The sequence below is a fragment of the Hydrogenoanaerobacterium saccharovorans genome (assembly GCF_016901815.1).
GTDB classification, from domain to species: Bacteria; Bacillota; Clostridia; order Oscillospirales; family Ruminococcaceae; genus Avimicrobium; species Avimicrobium caecorum.
In genome coordinates this window covers 121074-141414 of sequence record NZ_JACSNR010000008.1, presented here as the reverse complement: position 1 = coordinate 141414, position 20341 = coordinate 121074, and the positions used below count along the sequence as shown (strand labels likewise).

Annotated in this window: 23 protein-coding genes and 1 riboswitch; of the genes, 12 read left to right on the top strand and 11 right to left on the bottom strand. The window is 59.2% G+C overall.

What is annotated here, in order from left to right:
* Window positions 1-96 precede the first annotated feature (96 nt).
* Window positions 97-582, bottom strand: coding sequence for a hypothetical protein (locus tag H9X81_RS09035; protein ID WP_204721417.1), 486 nt, complete (start codon window positions 580-582; stop codon window positions 97-99).
* A 117-nt stretch (window positions 583-699) separates the two neighbouring features.
* On the opposite strand from H9X81_RS09035, the gene H9X81_RS09030 reads away from it, so the two are divergent.
* Both H9X81_RS09030 and H9X81_RS09025 read left to right on the top strand, forming a co-directional pair.
* Complete coding sequence (locus H9X81_RS09030) at window positions 700-1005, top strand: helix-turn-helix domain-containing protein (RefSeq protein ID WP_204721415.1); 306 nt, start codon at window positions 700-702, stop codon at window positions 1003-1005.
* 205 nt (window positions 1006-1210) lie between these two features.
* The gene (locus H9X81_RS09025) at window positions 1211-1453 is read left to right on the top strand and encodes a helix-turn-helix domain-containing protein (protein ID WP_177503524.1); all 243 of its coding nucleotides are present in this window, start codon (window positions 1211-1213) and stop codon (window positions 1451-1453) included.
* A gap of 54 nt (window positions 1454-1507) precedes the next feature.
* On the opposite strand, the gene H9X81_RS09020 is transcribed toward H9X81_RS09025, so the two are convergent.
* A complete protein-coding gene (locus tag H9X81_RS09020) occupies window positions 1508-2092 on the bottom strand; it encodes a helix-turn-helix domain-containing protein (RefSeq protein ID WP_204721413.1) in 585 nt (194 codons plus the stop codon).
* Window positions 2080-2244: a hypothetical protein gene (locus H9X81_RS09015; protein WP_204721411.1), complete on the bottom strand. Its 165-nt coding sequence runs from the start codon at window positions 2242-2244 to the stop codon at window positions 2080-2082. Before H9X81_RS09015 ends, H9X81_RS09020 begins: the two co-directional genes overlap by 13 nt.
* A gap of 172 nt (window positions 2245-2416) precedes the next feature.
* Between H9X81_RS09015 and H9X81_RS09010 the strand changes: the two genes are divergently transcribed.
* Window positions 2417-3328, top strand: coding sequence for a DMT family transporter (locus H9X81_RS09010; protein WP_204721409.1), 912 nt, complete (start codon window positions 2417-2419; stop codon window positions 3326-3328).
* 42 nt (window positions 3329-3370) lie between these two features.
* Here H9X81_RS09010 and H9X81_RS09005 read toward each other — a convergent pair whose 3' ends face one another.
* Window positions 3371-4078, bottom strand: coding sequence for a tyrosine-protein phosphatase (locus H9X81_RS09005; RefSeq protein WP_204721407.1), 708 nt, complete (start codon window positions 4076-4078; stop codon window positions 3371-3373).
* Between the two features lie 240 nt (window positions 4079-4318).
* Here H9X81_RS09005 and H9X81_RS09000 point away from each other — a divergent pair, with 240 nt between their 5' ends.
* Window positions 4319-4696, top strand: a complete 378-nt coding sequence (locus tag H9X81_RS09000) for a NusG domain II-containing protein (protein WP_177503512.1) — start codon at window positions 4319-4321, stop codon at window positions 4694-4696.
* Window positions 4697-4765: 69 nt separating this feature from the next.
* Window positions 4766-5416: a hypothetical protein gene (locus H9X81_RS08995; protein ID WP_204721405.1), complete on the top strand. Its 651-nt coding sequence runs from the start codon at window positions 4766-4768 to the stop codon at window positions 5414-5416.
* A gap of 325 nt (window positions 5417-5741) precedes the next feature.
* Here H9X81_RS08995 and H9X81_RS08990 read toward each other — a convergent pair whose 3' ends face one another.
* From H9X81_RS08990 to H9X81_RS08980, 3 genes are read right to left on the bottom strand one after another with little or no spacing between them, the layout of a single operon-like run.
* Window positions 5742-6407: an ABC-2 transporter permease gene (locus H9X81_RS08990; protein ID WP_243424120.1), complete on the bottom strand. Its 666-nt coding sequence runs from the start codon at window positions 6405-6407 to the stop codon at window positions 5742-5744.
* Window positions 6408-6412: 5 nt separating this feature from the next.
* Window positions 6413-7264, bottom strand: coding sequence for an ABC transporter ATP-binding protein (locus tag H9X81_RS08985; protein ID WP_204721401.1), 852 nt, complete (start codon window positions 7262-7264; stop codon window positions 6413-6415).
* Between the two features lie 4 nt (window positions 7265-7268).
* Entirely contained in the window at window positions 7269-7655 is a 387-nt protein-coding gene (locus H9X81_RS08980; RefSeq protein ID WP_177503504.1) for a GntR family transcriptional regulator, read from the bottom strand.
* 175 nt (window positions 7656-7830) lie between these two features.
* A riboswitch (purine riboswitch) is annotated at window positions 7831-7932 on the top strand.
* A gap of 338 nt (window positions 7933-8270) precedes the next feature.
* Here H9X81_RS08980 and H9X81_RS08975 point away from each other — a divergent pair.
* Together H9X81_RS08975 and H9X81_RS08970 are read left to right on the top strand one after the other, a co-directional pair.
* Window positions 8271-8990, top strand: coding sequence for an SIMPL domain-containing protein (locus H9X81_RS08975; protein ID WP_204721399.1), 720 nt, complete (start codon window positions 8271-8273; stop codon window positions 8988-8990).
* Window positions 8991-9003: 13 nt separating this feature from the next.
* Window positions 9004-9687, top strand: coding sequence for an SIMPL domain-containing protein (locus H9X81_RS08970; RefSeq protein ID WP_191391935.1), 684 nt, complete (start codon window positions 9004-9006; stop codon window positions 9685-9687).
* Between the two features lie 423 nt (window positions 9688-10110).
* Here H9X81_RS08970 and proC read toward each other — a convergent pair whose 3' ends face one another.
* On the bottom strand, window positions 10111-10893 hold the full coding sequence (gene proC / locus H9X81_RS08965; protein ID WP_191391936.1) for a pyrroline-5-carboxylate reductase: 783 nt from the start codon (window positions 10891-10893) through the stop codon (window positions 10111-10113).
* A gap of 88 nt (window positions 10894-10981) precedes the next feature.
* Window positions 10982-11245 (bottom strand): sporulation transcriptional regulator SpoIIID, encoded by a 264-nt coding sequence (locus H9X81_RS08960; RefSeq protein ID WP_177503496.1) that lies wholly within the window; start codon window positions 11243-11245, stop codon window positions 10982-10984.
* 167 nt (window positions 11246-11412) lie between these two features.
* Between H9X81_RS08960 and rihC the strand changes: the two genes are divergently transcribed.
* Window positions 11413-12372, top strand: coding sequence for a ribonucleoside hydrolase RihC (gene rihC, locus H9X81_RS08955; protein ID WP_204721397.1), 960 nt, complete (start codon window positions 11413-11415; stop codon window positions 12370-12372).
* Between the two features lie 274 nt (window positions 12373-12646).
* On the opposite strand, the gene H9X81_RS08950 is transcribed toward rihC, so the two are convergent.
* Entirely contained in the window at window positions 12647-13723 is a 1077-nt protein-coding gene (locus H9X81_RS08950; protein ID WP_204721395.1) for an ABC transporter substrate-binding protein, read from the bottom strand.
* Window positions 13724-13944: 221 nt separating this feature from the next.
* Between H9X81_RS08950 and H9X81_RS08945 the strand changes: the two genes are divergently transcribed.
* Window positions 13945-14457 carry a VanZ family protein gene (locus H9X81_RS08945; protein WP_204721393.1) on the top strand — a complete coding sequence of 171 codons (513 nt, stop codon included), beginning with the start codon at window positions 13945-13947 and terminating at the stop codon, window positions 14455-14457.
* A 62-nt stretch (window positions 14458-14519) separates the two neighbouring features.
* On the opposite strand, the gene H9X81_RS08940 is transcribed toward H9X81_RS08945, so the two are convergent.
* Complete coding sequence (locus tag H9X81_RS08940; protein ID WP_204721391.1) at window positions 14520-14966, bottom strand: GNAT family N-acetyltransferase; 447 nt, start codon at window positions 14964-14966, stop codon at window positions 14520-14522.
* 203 nt (window positions 14967-15169) lie between these two features.
* On the opposite strand from H9X81_RS08940, the gene H9X81_RS08935 reads away from it, so the two are divergent.
* From H9X81_RS08935 to srtB, 3 genes are read left to right on the top strand one after another with little or no spacing between them, the layout of a single operon-like run.
* On the top strand, window positions 15170-16312 hold the full coding sequence (locus H9X81_RS08935) for a cysteine desulfurase family protein (RefSeq protein ID WP_204721389.1): 1143 nt from the start codon (window positions 15170-15172) through the stop codon (window positions 16310-16312).
* Window positions 16313-16341: 29 nt separating this feature from the next.
* Complete coding sequence (gene thiI, locus H9X81_RS08930; protein WP_191391941.1) at window positions 16342-17520, top strand: tRNA uracil 4-sulfurtransferase ThiI; 1179 nt, start codon at window positions 16342-16344, stop codon at window positions 17518-17520.
* Window positions 17521-17523: 3 nt separating this feature from the next.
* Window positions 17524-20262, top strand: coding sequence for a class B sortase (gene srtB / locus H9X81_RS08925; RefSeq protein ID WP_204721386.1), 2739 nt, complete (start codon window positions 17524-17526; stop codon window positions 20260-20262).
* Window positions 20263-20341: the final 79 nt, after the last annotated feature.

Sequence of the window (20341 nt, the reverse complement as noted above, 5' to 3'; positions counted from 1 at the left end):
GAAAGCCTCCTTGGGACGGGTGATGTACATGGGGATTATTGTAGCATACTCCCGGGAGAGTGGCAAGGGAAACACAGGGCAGAAGCGGCGCCGGAGTCAACGGGGAAGAGGGCAGGGGCTTCCATCCGGCAGAGGGAGCAGGGTAACGGTGAGCTTGCCCTGGCGCTGCCGTCCCAGGGCATAGCGCACCAGGGAAGCGGTACAGCTGCCGGGGTGGCGCAGCCCGGCGATCAGATACTCCGACTGTTCCACAGCCAGCCGGTTGGCCCGCTGGATGGCGAACCGCCTGGGTACCTGTTCCAATTCTGCCGGGTACCAGAACCCATCAAATCCCCGGGGCAGGATTACAGCCCGTTCTGCCGGGTGATAGGCGCACAGCAGGGTGAGGGTCAGGCCGGGATATTCGGTTTTGCAGCGGTACAGGGCATGGGCAGCCAGCCGGTCGAATCCGCCGTACTGCCCTACCACAAACTCTGTTATGCCCTGTTCCCGGATATGATGCTCGATCTCGGTGGTCAGCGATGGCAGAATATCGCTGGAGGTGTCCCTGTGCCCGATGAGAAAACAGCGGCTGTTTGGCATAAACAATCCCTCTTTTTACTTCATTTTATCGTAAAAATAATACGATAAAAATCATTAAAGCACAACGATCTTTCCAAGTATAATAAACGCAGCAGACAAGTAAGGGGGCAGAGAGGAATGAAAGATATCCTGGCAGAGATCACCCGGTACCGGGAAAGCCGGGGCTGGACCGAATACCAGCTGGCAGAACGTTCCGGCCTGCCCCAGTCCACCATTTCCTCCTGGTACCGCAGGAAGATGATGCCTTCCCTGCCATCGCTGGAGAAGGTCTGCGGGGCGCTGGGTATCACGCTGTCCCAGCTGCTGGCGGAGGACGAGAAAACAGCGGTGCTGTCCCCCAGGGAGCAGGAACTGCTCCGCCGATGGTCCCGGCTGAGTGATGCGCAGAAACAGGCGCTGCTGGATCTGATGGACACTTTCTGAGAGAAGTGAACCCTCTGAGTGGAACAGGATAAAAAACCACCCTGCCCGAATGGGGCAGGGTATTTTGTTCCGTGCGGAAATGACAGGGCCGCCGCAGGGCAGATCACAGCAGGTTCATCAACCCTTCTGAGTTATTTTAACTCAAAAGGGTTAAATTTTTCAAGGGCAAATGGGTATCATTTTCATATGAAGTGAGGTGGTGCCCATGAATATTGGAGAGGCGGTCAGAGAGCGGATTCTGGAACTGTGCCGGGAACGGGATATTTCCATCAACCGTCTGAGCAGTATGAGCGGAGTCACCCAGTCCACCGTGAACAATATCGTCAGCGGGCGCAACCGCAGCACTACGATTTCCACCATCAAGAAGCTCTGTGATGGCCTGGGCATTACCATTGAGGAATTTTTCCATTCTGATCTGTTCCGGGAACTGGAGCAGGAGATCCAATAAAAAACACCCTCTGTCCTCACAGGACAGGGGGTGTTTTTCCATTGACGCGGAAATTCAGATGAGCTGATAGAGCAGGCCGTCCCGGGTGCTGTACCACACCAGCAGACCGTGTTCCCGCCGGGAGAGCCGCAGCTGGAAGTCCCATTCGGGGTACTGCCGCCACCCCCGCAGGCTTCCGCCTGAGAGCAGGGCCGCAAAGGCGATGTGTTCAGTCTTGGTCATGGGGTGGTCGGTGGTGATATACCATTCGTCCTCCACCGGTTCGGTGTGCAGACGCTGGTGTTCCTCTGCCTTCCGGGGCTTCTGGGGTTCCAGGGTGCGTCCGCAGCACTGGACACCTGCCGGCGAGGCGGAAAAGATCAGATTCCCGCATACCGGACAGATATAGAATACGGTATTTTTCATATTTCCTCCTTGCGGGGGATTTTCAGTGAGATCCGCTGTGAGCAGGCTCTCGGTGCTGACCCCCAGGGCCGCTGCCAGCGGCGCCAGCAGGGAGATGTCCGGACAGCCCAGTCCCCGTTCCCATTTGGAGATGGTGCGGTCGCTCACAGTCAGGCGTTCAGCCAGTTCCCGCTGGGTCAGTCCCAGACGGGTGCGCAGGGTACGGATCAGTGTCCCGGTTTTCACAGGGTCCATGGGAGATTCCCCCTTTCCATAGAGAGTATACCCCAGAACGCCGCCGCTGTCACCCAACGCTCCGGCGAGTGGCGGGCAAAGGGGCAGGTCAGACAGGCCGGGTCCTCCAGTTTCAGTCCCCGGATAATCCATGTGCCATTTTCCTTTGCCATACAGCCTTCCTCCTTTCGGGGCAGGGAACTCTCCCCATCTGATTCTATTGTACGGCATCCGCACCGGATTTTTCAATGCGGAATTTCCCGTTGTCTGTGGGATTTGTTCTCGCCTTTTTACCAGTGTTGTGCTACAATGGGAACAGTATTCTGTCTGCCGGAGGAATCCTGTATGAAAAAAGCACTCTTTGCCGGAATTCTGGCCTCCTTCTTCTTTGCCTTCACCTTTATTCTCAACCGCAGCATGCACCTGGGCGGCGGCAGCTGGGTATGGAGCGCCTGTCTGCGCTATTACTTCACCCTGCCCATTCTCTGGGCGGTGCTGCTCTTCCAGGGCAAGGGCGGCCTGGGACGCATCTTCCGGGAAATCCGCCGGCAGCCGCTCACCTGGCTCTGGTGGAGCACTGTGGGCTTCGGGCTCTTCTATGCGCCCCTTTCGCTGGGCTCCCAGTATGGCGAGGCCTGGCTCACCGCCGCCACCTGGCAGGTGACCATTGTAGCGGGTGTGCTGCTCACTCCGCTGTTCGGGCACCGGATTCCCATGCGGCAGCTGGGCTGGTCGATGGTGATCCTGGTGGGCATCTTTGTGCTCCAGGCCAGCACTGCCGCCGAACTCCGCTTTGAGGAACTGGCTCAGGCCCTGCTGCCCATTCTGCTGGCGGCGGTGTGCTATCCGCTGGGCAACCGCAAACTCATGCAGTACTGCCCGCCGGAGATCTCCACCCTGGAACGGGTATTCGGCATGACCCTCTGTTCCATGCCCTTCTGGCTGGTGCTGGGCGCCTGGGGTGTGGGCGCTGTGGGCCTGCCCTCCGCCGGACAGGTGATCCAGTCGGTGGGTGTGGCACTCTTCTCGGGTGTGGCTGCCACTCTGCTCTTCTTCTGGGCCACCGATCAGGTGCGCAGAAATCCCCGGCAGCTGGCCCTCATCGAAGCCACCCAGTCCGGCGAAGTGGTCTTTTCCCTGCTGGGCGGTGTCCTGCTGCTGGGTGACCCGCTCCCCGGCGCTCTGGGACTGGTGGGACTCTGTCTCATCGTGGGCGGCATGGTGGGCGGAAGCCTCTCCGCCGGAAAACAGGCATAAAAAAGAGAGCCTCAGAAGGGCTCTCTTTTCTTGTATAAAGGCTTACCGCCGGGGATTCCAGACCTGATCCAGGTCTTCGTCCGAAAAGCCCAGGCTTTTCAGATAGCCCCGGGCAGAGCCGAACTCCTCCCGCACAAAGGCAGTGAAGCGGTCCATGCTCTCCATGGGCGCCCGGAACAGAGCCGGGTCGGCGTTGGGATTGTGCTGCAGGAACAGCTTGACCTTGGGGCGCAGATAGATGTCGGTGAGGGCATAGTCGGCGACAATGTCGGCGTCCTCGCACCCGGCCAGACCCAGCAGCAGCGCCGCTGTGACACCGGTGCGGTCCTTGCCGGCAGTGCAGTGGAACAGAATGCCGCCCCGCTGATTCTCGGAGAGAATGATCTCAAACAGATCCCGGTAATGGTCCCGGTCCCGGACGATCATTTCGGAGTAATTTTCCCCCAGACTGCGCATGAAGCCGGTGAAGCTGTCCAGGGATTCGCCCAGCAGGGAACAGGGGGCAACCCGGACATCCCGCCAGTTTTCAAAGGAGCCCGGCTGGCGTTCCCGTTCGCCGGGGGTCCGCAGGTCAATGACTGTCCGCACACCGGCCTGATAGAGGTTCCCCAGGTCCGCCTCGGTGAGGCCGACCATATTGTCTGCCCGGATAAACCGTCCATAGGGAGTACAGCCATCGGGAGTGGGGTATCCGCCCAGGTCCCGTACATTGATGGCCTGTTCGAGATTGATGCGGCGAAGTCCGTTCATGGGAAAAATCTCCTTTGCAAGCTTGATATAGAATCAGTATAACACAAAGCAGGCAAGGGATTCCCCACAAAAAGCGGTGGAAAATTTGCATGACTTGCACAATTCGCCGGAAGATGCGTTGCAGGAGGGGCAGGCTTTCGGGTATAATTGAGAAAAATATCACAAAAGCCGGCAGACACAGGAGCCGGCAGAGTATGAACAAAGGCGGAGGAACCCAATTTGAGTGAACAGCGCGAATTTATGAAAAGAACCGATCTGCTGGTGATTCTGGTACTGGCAGGCATATTCCTGGGCGGATGGCTCTGGATGCGTTCCCGCGGCTCGGATACCGATGCGGAAAACTATGCAGTCATGTCCGTGGGCGATCAGATTGTGGAGGTATGGCCGCTGGCAGAACATCACAATGATCTCACCATTGATCTGTCGTCCTATGGATTCCCGGGCAAGGCGGAATTCCATGACGGAGCAGTACGGGTCATTGATGTGGACTGTCCGGACAAGGTATGTGAATCCATGGGGTATGTCAAGAATGAGATGGAAGCAGTAGTCTGTCTGCCCAACCGGATGTCCATTATTATCTATACACCGGAGGAATATCACAATCTGGTGGGTGACTAAAAAATTTACAGACCGGACGGCTCCCATTCAAATCCTTGGGATACAATAGAGAAAACGGAGGTGTTTTTGATGAAAAAGACGCGTTGGCTTTCGCTGTTTACAGCGGGGGTACTGGCGCTGGGCCTGATCCTGAGCGGCTGTTCCTCGTCGGAGGGACAGAGTTCCCAGGAGAGTTCGTCCTCCCAGACAGAGGAGAGCTCCCAGGTGACTGAAACCAAGGTACCCACCCTTTATATCGGAACCTATGATGCGGAGGGGAACGGCAGTTTCCAGGAATTCCCGTTTGTGAGCTCCGGCGAAGTGACCCCGGAAAACCTGATCGCAGCCATGGGAGAGCTCACCGGCTGGGATCTCACCCTGAGTGAGGACGATCCGGTGACCACCGGCAAGGGAGGCATGACCGTATCCTTTGCGCCGGAGAGTGCCGTCTTCACCGGTCCGCCGGAGGAACAGAAGGACGAGTTCCATATGTATTCGTCCGATCAGCTCTGCTATACCATCTTTGACAGCATCCAGAAGACCCTCCGGGAGAACTTCTCGCCGGAGAATCCCGAGGCGCTGGACATCTACTACTGCACCGACGGCAGCACTGAGATCGAGCTGGATAACCTGGGGGTAGTAGTGCCCATTGATGAGCCGTACAGCCATGCGCTGTTTGAGCAGCTGCTCATGTCGGCAGTGATTGCCGAGCCGGACGAAACCGCTTCCGAAGCGGCATAACCGAATCCTGACCCGAACGCAGGGGGAATTTTCCCTCTGCGTTTTTTCATGCGCGGAAAAACCGCGCCGGAGGGGTAAGGCCCGGCGCGGTTTTTTAGCTTCAGGGGTTCTTGGGAGGACTGCCGCCGGCGGGTAAACCGGACGGCTGCTTTCATGTCTGCCTTAATTATACCATTTCAGTACACAATGTCAATCCCCGGACGGGAGATTTTCGCATCCGGTGAGCAGGCCGGGCACAAAATCTACTGATTTTGTATAAAATGCCCGCAAAAAACTCCCCCCGGACTGCCGGAGCAGCCGGAGGGAGTGGAATTGGGGGGCAAAGTCAGGCTTCCACAATGGGGTGGCGTTCATGATCCACACCGCCCCGGCGGTAGAAGCGTTCGGTGAGCCGCAGGGAGAAGGGCATCAGCGCCCAGAGCACCACAGCGGTGATTGTCAGGGCATAGCCGGCTCCATCGGGCACGCCGCCCATAGCAGCCAGGCCCACCACTGCCATACTGCCGCCCAGAGCGGCCGAAATTCCCATGAGCACCAGCAGAGTGAGGCGTGCCTTGGTGGCGCCGAACCGGTAGAGCAGCGGCATGCCGACTCCGGTGATGACAGCGGTGTAAGTCATGGTGACGCCCAGCACATAGAAGGGGTTGATGGCCTCCTCGGGGTTGAGGAGGGTCTGAAACAGCACAGCAGCCAGAACCACGACCGCACTGGCGGAACCCATCAGAAAGGCGAACAGGTACTTGGCCCAGAGCACGTCCCGGAGAGGAACCGGCAGCAGGAAGTCCTCGGTGCCGGCGTTCACTGCCTCACCGGTCTGCTTGGCGGAATAGATGGCGCTGTAAGCCATGATAATGGGCAGGAAAACGACCACAAAGCCGGCTGCCATACCCAGCAGAAGATACATGCCCAGGTAGAGAACCCAGATCCAGAGCCAGGTTCGTCCGAAACTCTTGTACTGCAGCCATTCCCGGCGCAGGAGATTGTGTGTCATAGGTTTCACTGTACATTCCCTCCCCGATAGATAATGAGTTCTTCAATGGTGGGACGGCGGTAGCGGACCTCCTGTCCCAGCAGGGCTTCGGCTTCCTGCGGGCGGTCGGTGAGAGCGGTAAAGCCCAGTGCCGACTGTTCCCAGCCCAGGAAGAGTCCCCGGGTTTCGGGGGTGAGCAGTTCTCCCGGCCCCTGTACCATCCGGAACCGGTCGAGTACCTTGTCCTTTTCCCCCTGGAACGCCAGAGTGCCGTGATCCAGCCCCACCAGATAGTCACAGATGTCCTCCAGGTCACCGGTGATATGGGTGGAGTAGAGAATGGTGTTTCCCTCGTCCTCCATGTACCGGCGCAGATAACCCAGCAGCCGGTGACGCACCGACGGGTCCAGATTGGCAGTGGGTTCGTCCAGGATCAGCAGCCGGGGACGGCAGCAGAATGCCATGAGGAAGGAAAGGATCTTCTGCTGTCCCTTGGAAAGCTCCTTGATCTTCCGGTCCGGCAGTTCAAATTCCGCCCGCATCTTCTGATAGAGCTCCTCGTCCCACCGGGGATAGAAGGGGCGTACCATCTCATGCACCATCTCGGTGGTGAGGGTGGGGATATAGTAGGGGGTTTCGCTCACAAAGCCCACCTGTTCCCGGATCGCCGGGTCAGCAGTGATGTCCCCGCCCAGCACCTGGACTGTCCCCGCTGTCTTGGGGATCACCCCCAGCACCGACCGGATCAGGGTGGTTTTGCCTGAGCCGTTTTTGCCCACCAGCCCGGTGACATACCCCTGCCGCAGATCCAGCCGGGGCAGGCTCACTTCAAAGCTGCCATAATTCTTCTTGAGATTCTGGATCATAATCGCATTCATAGACTCACTTCTCCTCTCCGGCCTGGTCATACAGCCGGCTGATCTGTTCGATAATTTCCTCCCGGGATACTCCCGCAGCCTTTGCTGCCGATACAGCCCGCTCCAGCCAGCCCCGCATCTCCTGCCGGTGCAGTTCGAGCAGGTGTTCCCGGTTCTCAATGCTTACAATACTGCCCCGTCCGGGCAGGGTTTTGATATAGCCGTCCCGTTCCAGTTCCTCATAGGCCCGGCGGGTGGTGATGATGCTCACCGAAAGATCCGCCGCCAGGGTGCGCACTCCCGGCAGCAGCTCCCCCTGGGGCAGGGTGCCGCTGAGAATCTGCCGCTGAATCTGCTGGACGATCTGTTCATACAGGGGCGTGGCAGATGTGGGATCAATCAGGATTGTCATGTCCTCACCTCACTGTGTATCTTTGATATACACAGTATATACTGGATATACACAGTTGTCAACCCCTGATCTGAAAAAAGCGGCCTGCCGTCTTTTTGAAAGTTTTTTTGAAAAAGCTCTTGCAAATCTTCCATAAGTGTGATATATTCAATTCTGCACATAACTGCCGGCGTGTACCTGTACGCCGAAGATTTCCCATATAATTTTGCTGATCTGGAGCAGAAGTTTCTATGTGGCGGCCTTAACCGCCTACGCTATGGGTGTCTTTTGTTTTTGACCTGTTTTTCAGGGAAAGAGCGAGGGCCATCCGTATCCTGTTTGGAGGCCTCCGCTCTTTTCCATTTTATCGGGCTGTTCTGCCGCTTCCGGTTCGGGAGGCGGCTTTTTTCATGTTCTGCCGCTTTTTGCGATTCTCCGTGTTGAAGCGCCGGCGCAATACTGATATACTTTAGATGAAAGGCCCCTCGGTTTTGTGGAAAGCGTCTGATTTTTCCCGGGGGATTCCGGTGAAAAGCCGAAATTTTCCAGACCGGGCATCAATCCGGGCTGTTTTGCGCACAGATGGGGTGAAAGGCCGGGGACCGATGTCCCGGCAGCGAAAGGAGCGAGGTTTTTATGAAACATCGACTGTTGGCACTGGCGGCAGCAGGTGCGCTGTGCCTGTCCCTGTGCGGATTTTCCGGCACACAGCCGCTGCCTGATACCATTACGGTACAGGGCACCGGAATTGTGGAAGCCCGTCCGGATCAGACCAAATTCACCGCTGGCGTGAATGTGGTAAAACCCACAGCCGCCGAGGCAGTTTCCGCCGGCAATGAGATGGCGGCCGGAGTGCGTCAGGCTTTGATGGATGCCGGGGTTCCGGAGGAGAATATCATCACCGATGGCCTCTGGCTCTGGGAGCACTATACCTATACCAATTACACCAGCTACCGGGACGGCTATGAATACCGGGTGAGCTTCACCGTCAAGGTGCCGGAGGGAGCCGAAGCCGGGGCTGTTCTGGATGCGGCAGTGGCAGGCGGAGCCACCTCCACCGGAAGTCTGACCCAGACAGTCAGCGATGCCGGTGATCTCTATACCGAGGCATTGGGCGCCGCTGTGGAAAGTGCCCGGCAGTCGGCGGAAAAGCTGGCGGCAGCTTCGGGCAAGACCGTAGGCAAGGCACTGTATATCACCGAGTCGGGCTATGGCGTAGCCGAGGAGACTGAGCGCAACAACCCTGATACAGGCGGCGGATATTTTGCGTCGGATTCCGCTCAGGAGACCACACCGATCCTGCCGGGACTGGAACAGGTGGAAGCCCAGGTAGAGATTGTCTTTGAGCTGGTATAAGGAGGGGAGCAGAATGAAACAGAGGATCATAGCCCTGCTGACCACCGGGCTTCTGATACTGAGCCTGGCGGGCTGTGCAGCACAGAATTCAACCGCCCAGACCCTGCCGGAGAGCGTGACCGCCGGAGGCAGCGGCAAGGCGACTGCCGCGGCGGATATTGCCCAGCTCACCCTGGGAGTGGAGACAGAAGGCGCTACCACAGAGGCGGCACGCGAGAAGAATGCGGAAGCGGTCCAGGCGGCGGTGGACTTTCTCACCGGTATGGGTGTGGCGGAATCGGACATCAAGACCGAGCGCATCTATCTGGGCGAACAGTATGACGGCGGCTATCAGATGTCCACCCGGATGACCGTGCTGGTCCGGGAGGTGGACCGTGCCGGCGAAGCCATTGACGGCGTAGTAAATGCGGGTGTCAACAGCATCTACGATGTGGAATACGGCGTGGCAGATGAGGCCGCCCTGTATGAACAGGCGCTGGAGAACGCCGCGGCTGACGCGAAGGAGTCGGCTCAGAAGATGGCGGAAGCAGCCGGACGCACCCTGGGCGATGTGATCTCGGTGGAGGAGAGCTCCTACGGCGGAGCGACACTGGTGCGCCAGCAGGCAGAGGACGGCAGCTTTACCGATGCCACCCTTTCGGCGCCCGGCGACCTGAGTGTCACAGCGGAAGTCCGTGTGATCTACGAGCTGAAGTGACCCCCGGTACAGCAGCTGTAAATGGATAAAAAATCCCCGGCATTCCAGAGTGAGTGCCGGGGATTTTCGGATGGGGCAGTTTGCCCGGTGCTGTGCCTCCTTGCGGCAGTGCACCGGAAACAAGCGGGTCGGTGAGCAGACCGCCTGCGCCCGGCAAAAGCCCGTACAGGGGAGAGTTTTCCACCTTCTGCGGCAGCTGCTGTGGAAAGCGGAAGTGGCTCTCCGGCATGCCGCCCATTAAAGCGGATCAGCTGACCCCAGTGCTGCCGGCTGGCACTGTGAGGAGGAGAGCCGGGCGAGTAAAAAGCCGCAGCGTACAGACTTTTCCACACTTTGCGAGCCGCCCGGTGGAAAACAGAGGGCGCCCCGGGGACAGAAAAAACCGGCTGTCCCAGTGGAACAGCCGGTTTTGAACAGACAGACTCAGGCGTTGTGGCTGGCGGCGTCGATGGCGTCGATCATCGCGGCACGGACACCGGCGTCCTCCATGGCACGGATGCCGCGGATGGTAGTGCCGCCGGGCGAGCAGACATTGTCCTTGAGCGCACCGGGGTGCAGGCCGCTTTCCAGCAGCATCTTGCCGGCGCCGATCACTGTCTGGGCAGCCAGCTCATAGGCCAGCTGACGGGGCACGCCATGATAGACAGCGCCGTCTGCCAGACCCTCCATGATGAGGTAGATGAAGGCCGGGCCGCAGCCGGTGAGGGTGGAAGCGCCGTTCATCAGCTTCTGGGGCACCACCCGGTACTGACCGATGGCCGAGAACAGCTCCCGGACATACTCCTGCTCCTCCTGGGTGAAGGTGCTGCCCTCTTCCGCGATTGCCATGCCTTCGCCCACCATGCAGGGGGTATTGGGGATCACGAACATCACACGGGCCGATTCCGGCAGCAGGGCACGCAGCTTTTCGGTGGTCCAGCCCGAGGCAATGGACAGTACAGCCTTGCCGCAGAGGGCATCGCCCATTTCTGCCACAACGCTCTCCACCACATTGGGCTTTACTGCCAGCAGGACCATATCGGCCTGACGGGCGGCTTCCGCAGCGGAGACAGCGGCGGTGATGCCGGTTTCAGCGGCAACCTCTGCCAGACGCACGGTATTGATGTCATAAGCGGACACATGAGCGGGATTGAAGAATCCACGGTCACAGCCGCCCTTGAGAATGGCATAGGCCATATTGCCCATACCGATGAATGCCAGTTTCATAGTTGAGTTCCTCCTTGTGGGGTGACAGACGTGTCTTTTCCCTTTACAAGGCTCATTATACCAGTCCTGACACTGAAACACAAGGCAGTCACATCTGACTGTCCCGCAGACGGCTGTATTTTTCCCGGGTGGCTTCACCGCCCCGGAGATGGCGTTCGTCCCGGTTTTTCATCAGTACGGCATGGACACTCTCCCACAGTTCCGGACTCAGCCGGGACAGGCGTTCGGTGACATCCTTATGCACCAGACTCTTGGAAAAGCCAAAGGCAGCAGCGGTACTGCGCACCGTAGCGCCATGGTCAACAATATATTGCCCCAGCATCAGGGCACGGTCTTCCGGGATCCCTTTCATGGCGGAAATAACCTCCTCCGAAAACATCATTCTGTTCTGAATGTATGCGGAGGTGTCGGAGGGATATGCCCATTTTTGGTGCAGAAATCCCTTGCGGAAGCCGGGCCGGATTTGATATAGTAGGAATCAGATGCGGCAGTTCTGCCAATAAGGAGGAAGATAGATCCATGCGTAAGATCATTATTGACACCGATCCCGGCATTGATGATGCAGCAGCCATTGCCATTGCCATGTTCAGTCCCGAACTGGATGTCCAGCTGATCACCACTGTATCCGGCAATGTGAGCGTGGAAAAAACCACCCACAACGCCCTGCGTCTGATGACCCTGTGGAATGCCGGAGTTCCGGTGGCGGCAGGTGCTTCCCGGTCGCTGACCGGCATGCGGTATGATGCCGGCGATACCCATGGCGAATCGGGTATGGACGGCTTTGCCTTTGATGAGGTGACCGTGCAGCCGGTGAAGCTCCATGCGGTGGAGGCCATGCGCCGGGTACTGGAGCGCAGTGAGGAGAAGGTCACCCTGGTGCCCATCGGCCCGCTGACCAATCTGGCCCTGCTCTTTGTCCAGTATCCCGAGGTCAAGGAGAAGATCGAGGAGATCGTCCTCATGGGCGGCGCTTTCCTCCGGGGCAACATCACCCCGGCAGCCGAGTTCAACATCTATGTGGACCCCGAGGCGGCGGATATTGTGTTCCGTTCCGGACTGCCCATTGTGATGTGCGGCCTGGAGCTGGCAAATATGGCCCGGATCACCGGCCCCATGGTGGATGCGGTCCGGGGCAATAACCCCACCGCCGAGATGATCTACCGGCTGTTTGAGCACTACCGGGACGGCGATATGGAGAGCGGGCTCAACATGTTCGACTCCACCGCCGTGGCCTACCTGCTGGCACCGGAGCTCTACACCACTGTGGACTGCTTTGTGGGCGTCGAAACCGCTTCCCCGCTCACCCGCGGCATGACCGTCTGCGACCTTGACAACCGCCTGGGTCGGACCCCCAATGTGAAGGTCTGCACCGCTGTGGACCCCGCCGGGTTCCAGAAGCTGTTCATTGACGCCCTGGCTTCGGCAAACGGTGTTCCCGAGAATCCCACCGCCGCCATGTGGCTCTATGACGAAGTCTGATCCGTCCGGTTCCCGTACATGAAAACACCCCCGCCGCACGGCCTGGTCTGTGCGGCGGGGGTGTTTGTTTTGGGGCGGTATTGCCCATATAGCGGGGAATCCTGCCGCTGCACAGAAGCCCGCCGGGCAGTGTGTCTGCGCCGGAGCAAATGCCATCTTCCCGGCATGCTCCTTGCCCCGAGTATGCCCGATAGTCCGCCTGCCTCTGCGCTCCCAAACAAAAACGCCGTCTTCGTCCGGGGAAAACCCGGCAGAGGGCGGCGTGCTGTTTTTATCAGGCTGCGGAGGAACTCTTCTCTTCGCTGCTGGTCTGGGACTCTGCTTCGTCCGGATTCTCCGGCTCGGTGGTCTCCGGCTCAGCGGTGTCCTCCTCATCGGGGATATAGCCCATCGAGGCAGGAGAGCTCTCCCAGGGCTGACCCGGCTCATTGTGGACAAAGCTCTCAGGATAGAGGAGCTTCCCCATGGTCCAGAGGGTATCCAGCAGGTCGGGGCTCTGGCGTTCCAGGTTCTCCGGGTCGATCTCATAGATGGCTCCGGCCTTGCCTGCGTTGGTGGTCTTGTAGCAGCTCGAGGCGGCAATGGTCTCCCCGGAGATCATACCGTTATAGAAGATCACATCGGGGTTGAGATCCACTTCCTTCTCCTGGGGATAGGAGTAGTTGGTGTAGTCCGCCCCCCAGTTCTGGGTTCCGAGAAGCTCGAGGATATACCCCTCAAAGCTGTCGCCGGTGGCGATCTGCAAAAGGCCCCCGGCTACATAGACGGTGGAGATATTCTTCTCCCCGGCGGCGTCCAGGCAGGACTGGATCTCAGCGAGTTTGTGGTCAAAGGGCACGAGGTATTCCTCTGCCATTTTGGCGCCGGTCTCCTCACCATAGAGCAGCCGGAACAGATCCACATAGTTCTGCCGCACCCCTTCCAGATCCGAGGCGGGCGGGATCACCACAAAGTCGATGTTGGCCTGCTGGAGCTCCAGAGCCACCGCGTCGGTGGGCTGGGCGGTCATCAGCACCAGATCAGCGCCCAGTTCCTTGATGGCGTCAATATCCGGAAGCTGCTGGGTGCCGGCCCGGGGATATTCATAGTATTCCAGGTCACCGGGCTGGGCAGGCAGATCGCAGTAATCGCTGATGGCTACCACCCGTCCGGCAATCTGCAGCTGGAACAGGGTATCGGTGAGGGCCGGAGCCAGGCTCACCACCTTTTTGGGACGGTGATCCACCACGGTATCCGCCACATGCACCGGATAGTCATTGGCAGTGGTCTGTGTATCCTCCTGTTTGCAGGAGGTGAGGGTAAAGATGCAGACGGCAGTCAGAGCCGCTGCAATCAGTCGGGTCAGTTTCATAGCGCGTCGGTTCCTTTCATCGGGCCGGGACCGCTTCCCGGCAGAGGGTCGGTACCTCTATTTTATAATCCGCGGCGGGGTCTGTCAATGAAGAGTCCCATGGAAGCTGTGCCGGAAATGGGACGGATTTCTGCATTTCCCCTGAATTTTACAAAACCGACACAGTTCCGGAAGAATTTGTCTGTGTGCGGCCGGGGAAATTGTGATAGAATAAGTCCATCATGGGAGGAAAGAAGGTTGGCTTCATGTCCGGAACAAGGCGCCCGATGCGCTGGCTGCTGCCTCTGGGAGCTGTGCTGCTGTGCATGGGGGCAGTCTGGCTGTTTTCAGCCCAGAGCGGTACCCTCTCTTCGGGTCTGTCCCGGGGGGTACTGGGTCTGATCGAAACCGAACTCCCCGGGTTCTATGCCCTGCTGGCCCGGTGGGGACGCCCGGAATACCTCCTGCGCAAGCTGGCGCATTTCAGCGAGTATCTCCTGCTGGGGCTGCTCCTCTATGCCCTGCTGCGCCGGAAGTTTTCCCCGGCGGTCTCCGCTCTGCTGGCAGTGATGCTGGCGGCGGGCTTTGCCCTCACCGATGAATGGCATCAGCTCTCGGTGCCCGGACGGGACGGCAACCTCCGGGATGTGCTCATCGATACGGCAGGAGCCTTTACCGGAGCGGTGCTGGGCTGTGTCCTCACCGGCCTGCGGCGGCTTCTTGCCCGGCTCCGGGGGAGAAAACCGGCGGCATAACAGCAGAAAAAGAGCCCGTTCCCCGGCACAGGGGGGACAGGCTCTTTTTTGCGGAAAAACAGTCACAGTGCCCGGCGCATTGCCACGTGGGGCACACCGGCTTCCAGGAACTCCCCGGATACCGCCTCATAGCCGCAGGCCTCATAGAAGCCCCGGGCAGAACATTTGGCGTCCAGCACCACAGCCGAGAGCCCCTCCGCCCGGAAGCGGTTTTCCACAGCGGCGAGGGTCTGGCGTCCGGCGCCCTGTCCCCGGCAGTCCTTCCGGATGCAGAACCGCTGGAGCCGCAGGGTACCGTCCTCCTGGGGCAGACAGCGCACCGCGCCGATGTCCCTGCCGTCCCGGGTGATGAGGAAGTGCCGGCATTCCCCGTCCAGACAGTCCCGGCTGTCCCGTTCCACATCGGCGGGGACTCCCATTTCCCGGGTAAAGACCTCCTGCCGCACCGCAAGACAGCGGTCGAGCAGGTCGGGGGCAGCAACTTCCAGCAGGGTGATGACAGTTTGCATGGGTTCTCTCTCCTTTTGCCGGCATAGGACCGGCTGATGATGATCCTATCCTACCACACCTGGGAAAAAGGCGCAAGAAACCACGGATTTTGCCGGAAAAATTCACTGGAAGATTTGAAAGAACCGGGGATATATAGTATAATAAAACCATATATGCGCCGGCAGAGGACCGGCAGGCGTTTCAGACTGGGGGAGAGAGTATTTTGAAGGAGATCTATCTGGACAACAGTGCCACCACACAGGTGGATGACCGGGTCATCGACTATATTACCAAGGTGATGCGGGAGCATTATGGCAACCCGTCGTCCCTCTATGATCTGGGGCTGCAGAGCCACCTGCTCATGGAGGAGGCAGCCAAATCGGCGGCAGCACTCATCGGCGGCAAGGGGGAGAACCTCTACTTCACCTCGGGCGGCACCGAGAGCAACAACTGGGCCGTATTCGGCACAGCCCGTGCCAAGCGCCGCCGGGGCAAGCGGATGGTCACCACCGCCTTTGAGCACTCCTCCATTCTGGAGCCGATGAAGCGTCTGGGGGAAGAGGGCTTTGAGCCGGTGTTTGTCAAGCCGGACGAGCATGGCATCATCTCGGCGGAGGATTTCCTCTCCCAGGTGACCCCGGATACCATTCTGGTGAGCTTCATGCTGGTGAACAACGAGGTGGGCACCATGCTGCCCTATGAGGAGATCGCTGAGGAGGTACGGCGCATCGCGCCCAATGCCACCATCCACTGCGATGCGGTACAGGCCTATGGCAAGCTGCCCCTGAAGGTGGAAAAGCTGCCCATCGACCTTGTGTCCATGAGCGGACACAAGATCCATGCCCCCAAGGGCATCGGCGCCCTCTATGTGAAGAAGGGCACCCGCATTGACCCGATTATCTATGGCGGCGCCCAGCAGAACGGCCTGCGTCCCGGCACCGAGAGCCTGCCCCTGGCCTGCGGTATGGGCTATGCGGCAAAGCTGCGGGCTGAGACCATCAGGCAGGACTGGGAAACCGTCACCCGGCTGCAGGCCTATGCCCGGGAAAAGCTCAGTGCCATTCCCGGCATTGTGCTCAACTCCCCGGAACATGCCTTCCCCTATATTCTCAACTTCTCGGCAGAAGGCATCCGGTCCGAGACCATGCTCCATCATCTGGAACAGTATGGCATCTATGTTTCCAATGCCTCTGCCTGCGGCAAGGGCGCAGCCAGCCATGTGCTGGATGCCATGGGACTTTCCCACCGCCGCATCGACTCAGCCATCCGGCTGAGCTTCAATGCCCAGAACACCGAGGCGGATATTGACGCCTTCCTGGAAAAGCTCCGGCTGGGACTGGATACCCTGGCCCGGGCCCGTTCCTAAATCCAATCATAACGAGGTAACAGTACGATATGAAAGAAATAATCCTGCTCAAGGCGGGGGAGATCGCCCTCAAGGGACTCAACCGCAGCACCTTTGAAGACCGTCTGGTCAAGAACTGCAAGTTCCGGCTCCGGGACATCGGCAGCTTCCGGTTCACCCGGGCCCAGTCGACCATGTATGCCGAACCCCTCTCCGAGGACATCGATATGGACGATGCCGTGGAGACCCTCCAGCATGTATTCGGCTTTTCCAAGCTGAGCCGTGCCTGTGTGGTGGAAAAGGATATGGACACCATCTGTGCCGCCGCCGAGGAATATCTGGGAAGAGAACTGCGGAAAATCCGCACCTTTAAGGTAGAGGCCAAGCGGTCGGACAAGAAGTTCCCCCTCAAGTCCCCGGAGATCGCCGCGGAAGTGGGCGGATACCTGCTCTCCCGGTTCTCCAATCTGCGGGTGGATGTGCATGAGCCCGATCTGGTGATCTTTGTGGAGATCCGGGATCAGGCAGCCTATATCCATGGCCCCCAGCTGGACGGCGCCGGCGGTATGCCGGTGGGCTCCAGCGGCAAGGCCATGCTGCTGGTATCCGGCGGCATCGACAGCCCGGTAGCGGGCTACATGATGGCAAAGCGCGGCCTGGAAATCGAGGCCATTCACTTTGCCGCTCCGCCCTACACCAGTGAATATGCCAAGCAGAAGGTCATCTCCCTGTGCCGGGAGGTGTGTGAATATGCCGGACGCATCAAGCTGCATGTGGTGAACTTCACCCATGTGCAGGAGGAGATCCGGGACAAGTGCCCCGAGGAATACTTCACCATCATCATGCGCCGGTATATGATGAAGATTGCCGAGCGTCTGGCCCGGGAAAATGGCTGCGGCGCCCTGATCACCGGTGAGAGTGTGGCACAGGTTGCCAGCCAGACCCTCTATGCTCTGGGCTGTACCGATGTGGCCTGTGAACTGCCGGTGCTGCGTCCGGTGATCGGCATGGACAAGAATGAGATCATTGCCATCTCCCGGAAGATCGGCACCTTTGAGACTTCGATTCTCCCCTATGAGGACTGCTGTACTGTGTTTACACCCCGTCACCCCCGTACCAAGCCCAAGCTGCGGGACGTGCTGCGGGCAGAACAGTCGCTGGATGAGGAAGCTCTTCTGGCGGATGCCCTCTCCAAGGTGGAGACCATGTTTACATATCCGGAGCGATAACCCATGCAGGACAGAAAGAATGGAGGTGAACGGATGGAAGCAGTGCTGCTCGGCCTGACCCCGGAGGTCAGGGTATCCGACCGGCAGAGCCCCCTTGCGGGAGCACTGCGCCGGGAACTGGCAGCGGTGACCGGACTGGCAGTGACTGCCCTGGATCTGGACCCCCGGGACGAGAGCCTGTTTGACACCCTGGCCGATGCGCTGGAGGAGTGTCAGGTGCTGGTGACAGTGGGGGATCTGGAGACCCCCGGCGGTCTGCGGCGGCTGCTCACCCGGGGACTGGGACTGGAAACCCGCATCGATCCCGATGCGCTGGAAGATGCCCAGGCCTGGTGCCGGAGCCATCCGGACGCCCGCATTGCCCCCGGCGAACTGGCGGAGGTGCCGGTGATCGCCGAGGTATTCCGCACCGGCGGCGTGTGCGGCTTCGGACTGCGGAGCCGGCAGCAGGCGATTCTCTGCCTGCCCGGTGATCCCGAGGCCTTCCTGCCGCTGCTGCTCCGGGAGGGCTATGCCTTCCTGGGGGACTTCCTGGGACGGGAGATCCACACCATGGAGCTGGCGGCAGACGGGGCGGACCCCCAGCAGCTCTACCGGCAGATGGACGGGGAAAACCTGCCCATGGCGCTGGAATACAATCTGGTATCCACCCGGGAGGGACAGCGGCTGCGGCTGATCGCGCCGGAGCGGGGACTGCTTTACCTGGGAGCGGAAACAGCCGAGCGCTATCTGCCCGATGCCAGGGAGGAGCCGGCGGCGGTGCGCAATCCGCTGCTCCCGCCCGATCTGGACCAGGAGGACAGCCCCGGGCCGGAGGAATCCGCCGCATCGGCCTCAGAGAAAAAGAGCAGCCGCCGGTGGATCATCGGCGGGGCAGCGGCGGCAGTGGTACTCATTGCGGCTGCCGCCGGGATCTTCCTCTTTATGGGGCGTGAGGAGGCCGAACCGGTCTCCGGCTCCGAGAGCAGTTCGGTTTCTTCGGAGGAGAGCTCCGAGGAGTCGGAGGACAGCTCGGACGAGGAACTTCCCAGCTATGAAAACGGCATGCCCGGGGATTATCTGCCCCAGTTCGAGGAACTGTACAGCCAGAATCCCGATGTGGTGGGGTATCTGGAAATCGAGGGCACCGACTTTGCCTATCCGGTGGTACAGTACACCGACAATGAATACTACCTGCGCCGGGGCTTTGACGGCGAGGAGAACGAAAACGGTACGCCTTTTGTGGACTACCGCACCAATCTGCGCACCACCCAGAACACCATTGTGTACGGGCACAACATGCGCACCGGTACCATGTTCGAGACCCTGCTCCAGTACCGGGATATGAACTTCTACAAGGAGCACCCCACCCTGACCTTCGACAGTGTCTATGAGGAAGGGGAATACAAGGTGATCGGCATGTTCATTGCCAACACCCGTCCTGAAGATGGCCCCATCTTTGACTATCTCAACTTCCTGGACGGCACCGAGGATACCTTCATGGAGTATGTGGAGAATGTCCGGGAGCGGTCGCTCATCACCACCGGGGTGGATGTCCAGCCCGGGGACCGGCTCATTACATTGTCCACCTGTTCCTATGAGTTCACCGAGGCCCGGTTTGTGGTAGTGGCCCGGAAGATCCGGGAGGGTGAGGACCCGGAGGTGGATACCTCGGAGGCCTACAAGAACCCTGACCCGCTCATGCCCCGGGTCTGGTATGAGCTCTACGGCGGCAACAATCCCTATGAGGAGAGCAGTTCCAGTTCTTCTTCCAGTTCGTCCAGCTCGTCCAGCTCCTCCAGCAGTTCGGGTTCTTCCAGCAGCTCCAGCTCGTCCAGTTCTTCTTCGAGCTCCAGTTCGTCCTCGAGTTCCAGTTCTTCCAGCCGTCCTTCCAGTTCGGAGGAGGAAGAGGAAAACGATCATGAGATCGATGATGATCTGGCAGATGAGGAACTGGCTGTGATGTACAACGGGCGTCTGACCCGCATGAACGCCTATGACCTGGTGAGCGAGATCGTGGAAAGCGAAACCCGGGGTGCCCTGCATCCTGAGGCCATCAAGGCACAGGTAGTCGCCACCTATACCTATATCAAGTACTCCAATCAGGTGGGCATCTATCCGGCGGTGAATATGCGCAGCAGTGTGAGCAAGGAGGTCAAGAGTGCCGTGGATGCGGTATTCGGCGAGGCCTGCTACTACAACGGCGACTATATCAATGCGGTTTACCATTCGGTGAGCTGCGGAACTACTGCCAGTGCCAAGTCGGTCTGGGGCACCAATCTGCCCTATCTCCAGCCGGTGGACAGCGAATATGATGAGCTCTCCCCCTACTATGAGGGCAGCTATACCATCAGCGAGGAGGACTTCGCCGACGCGGTTGAGGAAACCTATGGCATTGATCTCTATGACAGTGACCTGGACCCCGAGGACTGGATTGTCATTGACTATGACAACATGGCTTCGGGAGACTATGTGGGCCGGGTGGAGATCGGCGGCAAGGATACTTCCCAGGGCGGCGATGTGAGCCGTGGCGTAGCCATCACCGGACGCAATGTCCGGGAGAGCCTGCTGGACTTCAACCTGCGTTCCACCTGCTTTGAGGTGGAATACAACTCCCGCAAGGAGCAGTTTGAGTTCACCACCCGTGGCTATGGTCATGGCGTAGGTATGAGCCAGTGGGGCGCCAACTATCTGGCAGAACATGACGGCTATACCTATAAGGAGATCCTCAAGCATTACTATACCGGAATTACAATCAAGTAATTTCCTGGGGGAATATACAGTTTGTATCGAACAGGGAGGCTTCCGGGACGGAGATCCGCCGGGGAGTTTCCCTGTTCTC

Coding starts and splice junctions, on each gene's coding strand:
- proC (WP_191391936.1), bottom strand. CDS start 10,893: ATGAAACTGGCATTCATCGGTATGGGCAATATGGCCTATGCCATTCTC.
- H9X81_RS08995 (WP_204721405.1), top strand. CDS start 4,766: ATGAAAAAGACGCGTTGGCTTTCGCTGTTTACAGCGGGGGTACTGGCG.
- H9X81_RS09000 (WP_177503512.1), top strand. CDS start 4,319: ATGAAAAGAACCGATCTGCTGGTGATTCTGGTACTGGCAGGCATATTC.
- H9X81_RS09015 (WP_204721411.1), bottom strand. CDS start 2,244: ATGGCAAAGGAAAATGGCACATGGATTATCCGGGGACTGAAACTGGAG.
- H9X81_RS09020 (WP_204721413.1), bottom strand. CDS start 2,092: ATGGACCCTGTGAAAACCGGGACACTGATCCGTACCCTGCGCACCCGT.
- H9X81_RS08975 (WP_204721399.1), top strand. CDS start 8,271: ATGAAACATCGACTGTTGGCACTGGCGGCAGCAGGTGCGCTGTGCCTG.
- rihC (WP_204721397.1), top strand. CDS start 11,413: ATGCGTAAGATCATTATTGACACCGATCCCGGCATTGATGATGCAGCA.
- H9X81_RS09005 (WP_204721407.1), bottom strand. CDS start 4,078: ATGAACGGACTTCGCCGCATCAATCTCGAACAGGCCATCAATGTACGG.
- H9X81_RS08945 (WP_204721393.1), top strand. CDS start 13,945: ATGGGAGGAAAGAAGGTTGGCTTCATGTCCGGAACAAGGCGCCCGATG.
- H9X81_RS09010 (WP_204721409.1), top strand. CDS start 2,417: ATGAAAAAAGCACTCTTTGCCGGAATTCTGGCCTCCTTCTTCTTTGCC.
- H9X81_RS08970 (WP_191391935.1), top strand. CDS start 9,004: ATGAAACAGAGGATCATAGCCCTGCTGACCACCGGGCTTCTGATACTG.
- srtB (WP_204721386.1), top strand. CDS start 17,524: ATGCAGGACAGAAAGAATGGAGGTGAACGGATGGAAGCAGTGCTGCTC.
- H9X81_RS08950 (WP_204721395.1), bottom strand. CDS start 13,723: ATGAAACTGACCCGACTGATTGCAGCGGCTCTGACTGCCGTCTGCATC.
- H9X81_RS08985 (WP_204721401.1), bottom strand. CDS start 7,264: ATGAATGCGATTATGATCCAGAATCTCAAGAAGAATTATGGCAGCTTT.
- H9X81_RS08990 (WP_243424120.1), bottom strand. CDS start 6,407: ATGACACACAATCTCCTGCGCCGGGAATGGCTGCAGTACAAGAGTTTC.
- H9X81_RS09030 (WP_204721415.1), top strand. CDS start 700: ATGAAAGATATCCTGGCAGAGATCACCCGGTACCGGGAAAGCCGGGGC.
- H9X81_RS08980 (WP_177503504.1), bottom strand. CDS start 7,655: ATGACAATCCTGATTGATCCCACATCTGCCACGCCCCTGTATGAACAG.
- H9X81_RS09035 (WP_204721417.1), bottom strand. CDS start 582: ATGCCAAACAGCCGCTGTTTTCTCATCGGGCACAGGGACACCTCCAGC.
- thiI (WP_191391941.1), top strand. CDS start 16,342: ATGAAAGAAATAATCCTGCTCAAGGCGGGGGAGATCGCCCTCAAGGGA.
- H9X81_RS08960 (WP_177503496.1), bottom strand. CDS start 11,245: ATGAAAGGGATCCCGGAAGACCGTGCCCTGATGCTGGGGCAATATATT.
- H9X81_RS09025 (WP_177503524.1), top strand. CDS start 1,211: ATGAATATTGGAGAGGCGGTCAGAGAGCGGATTCTGGAACTGTGCCGG.
- H9X81_RS08940 (WP_204721391.1), bottom strand. CDS start 14,966: ATGCAAACTGTCATCACCCTGCTGGAAGTTGCTGCCCCCGACCTGCTC.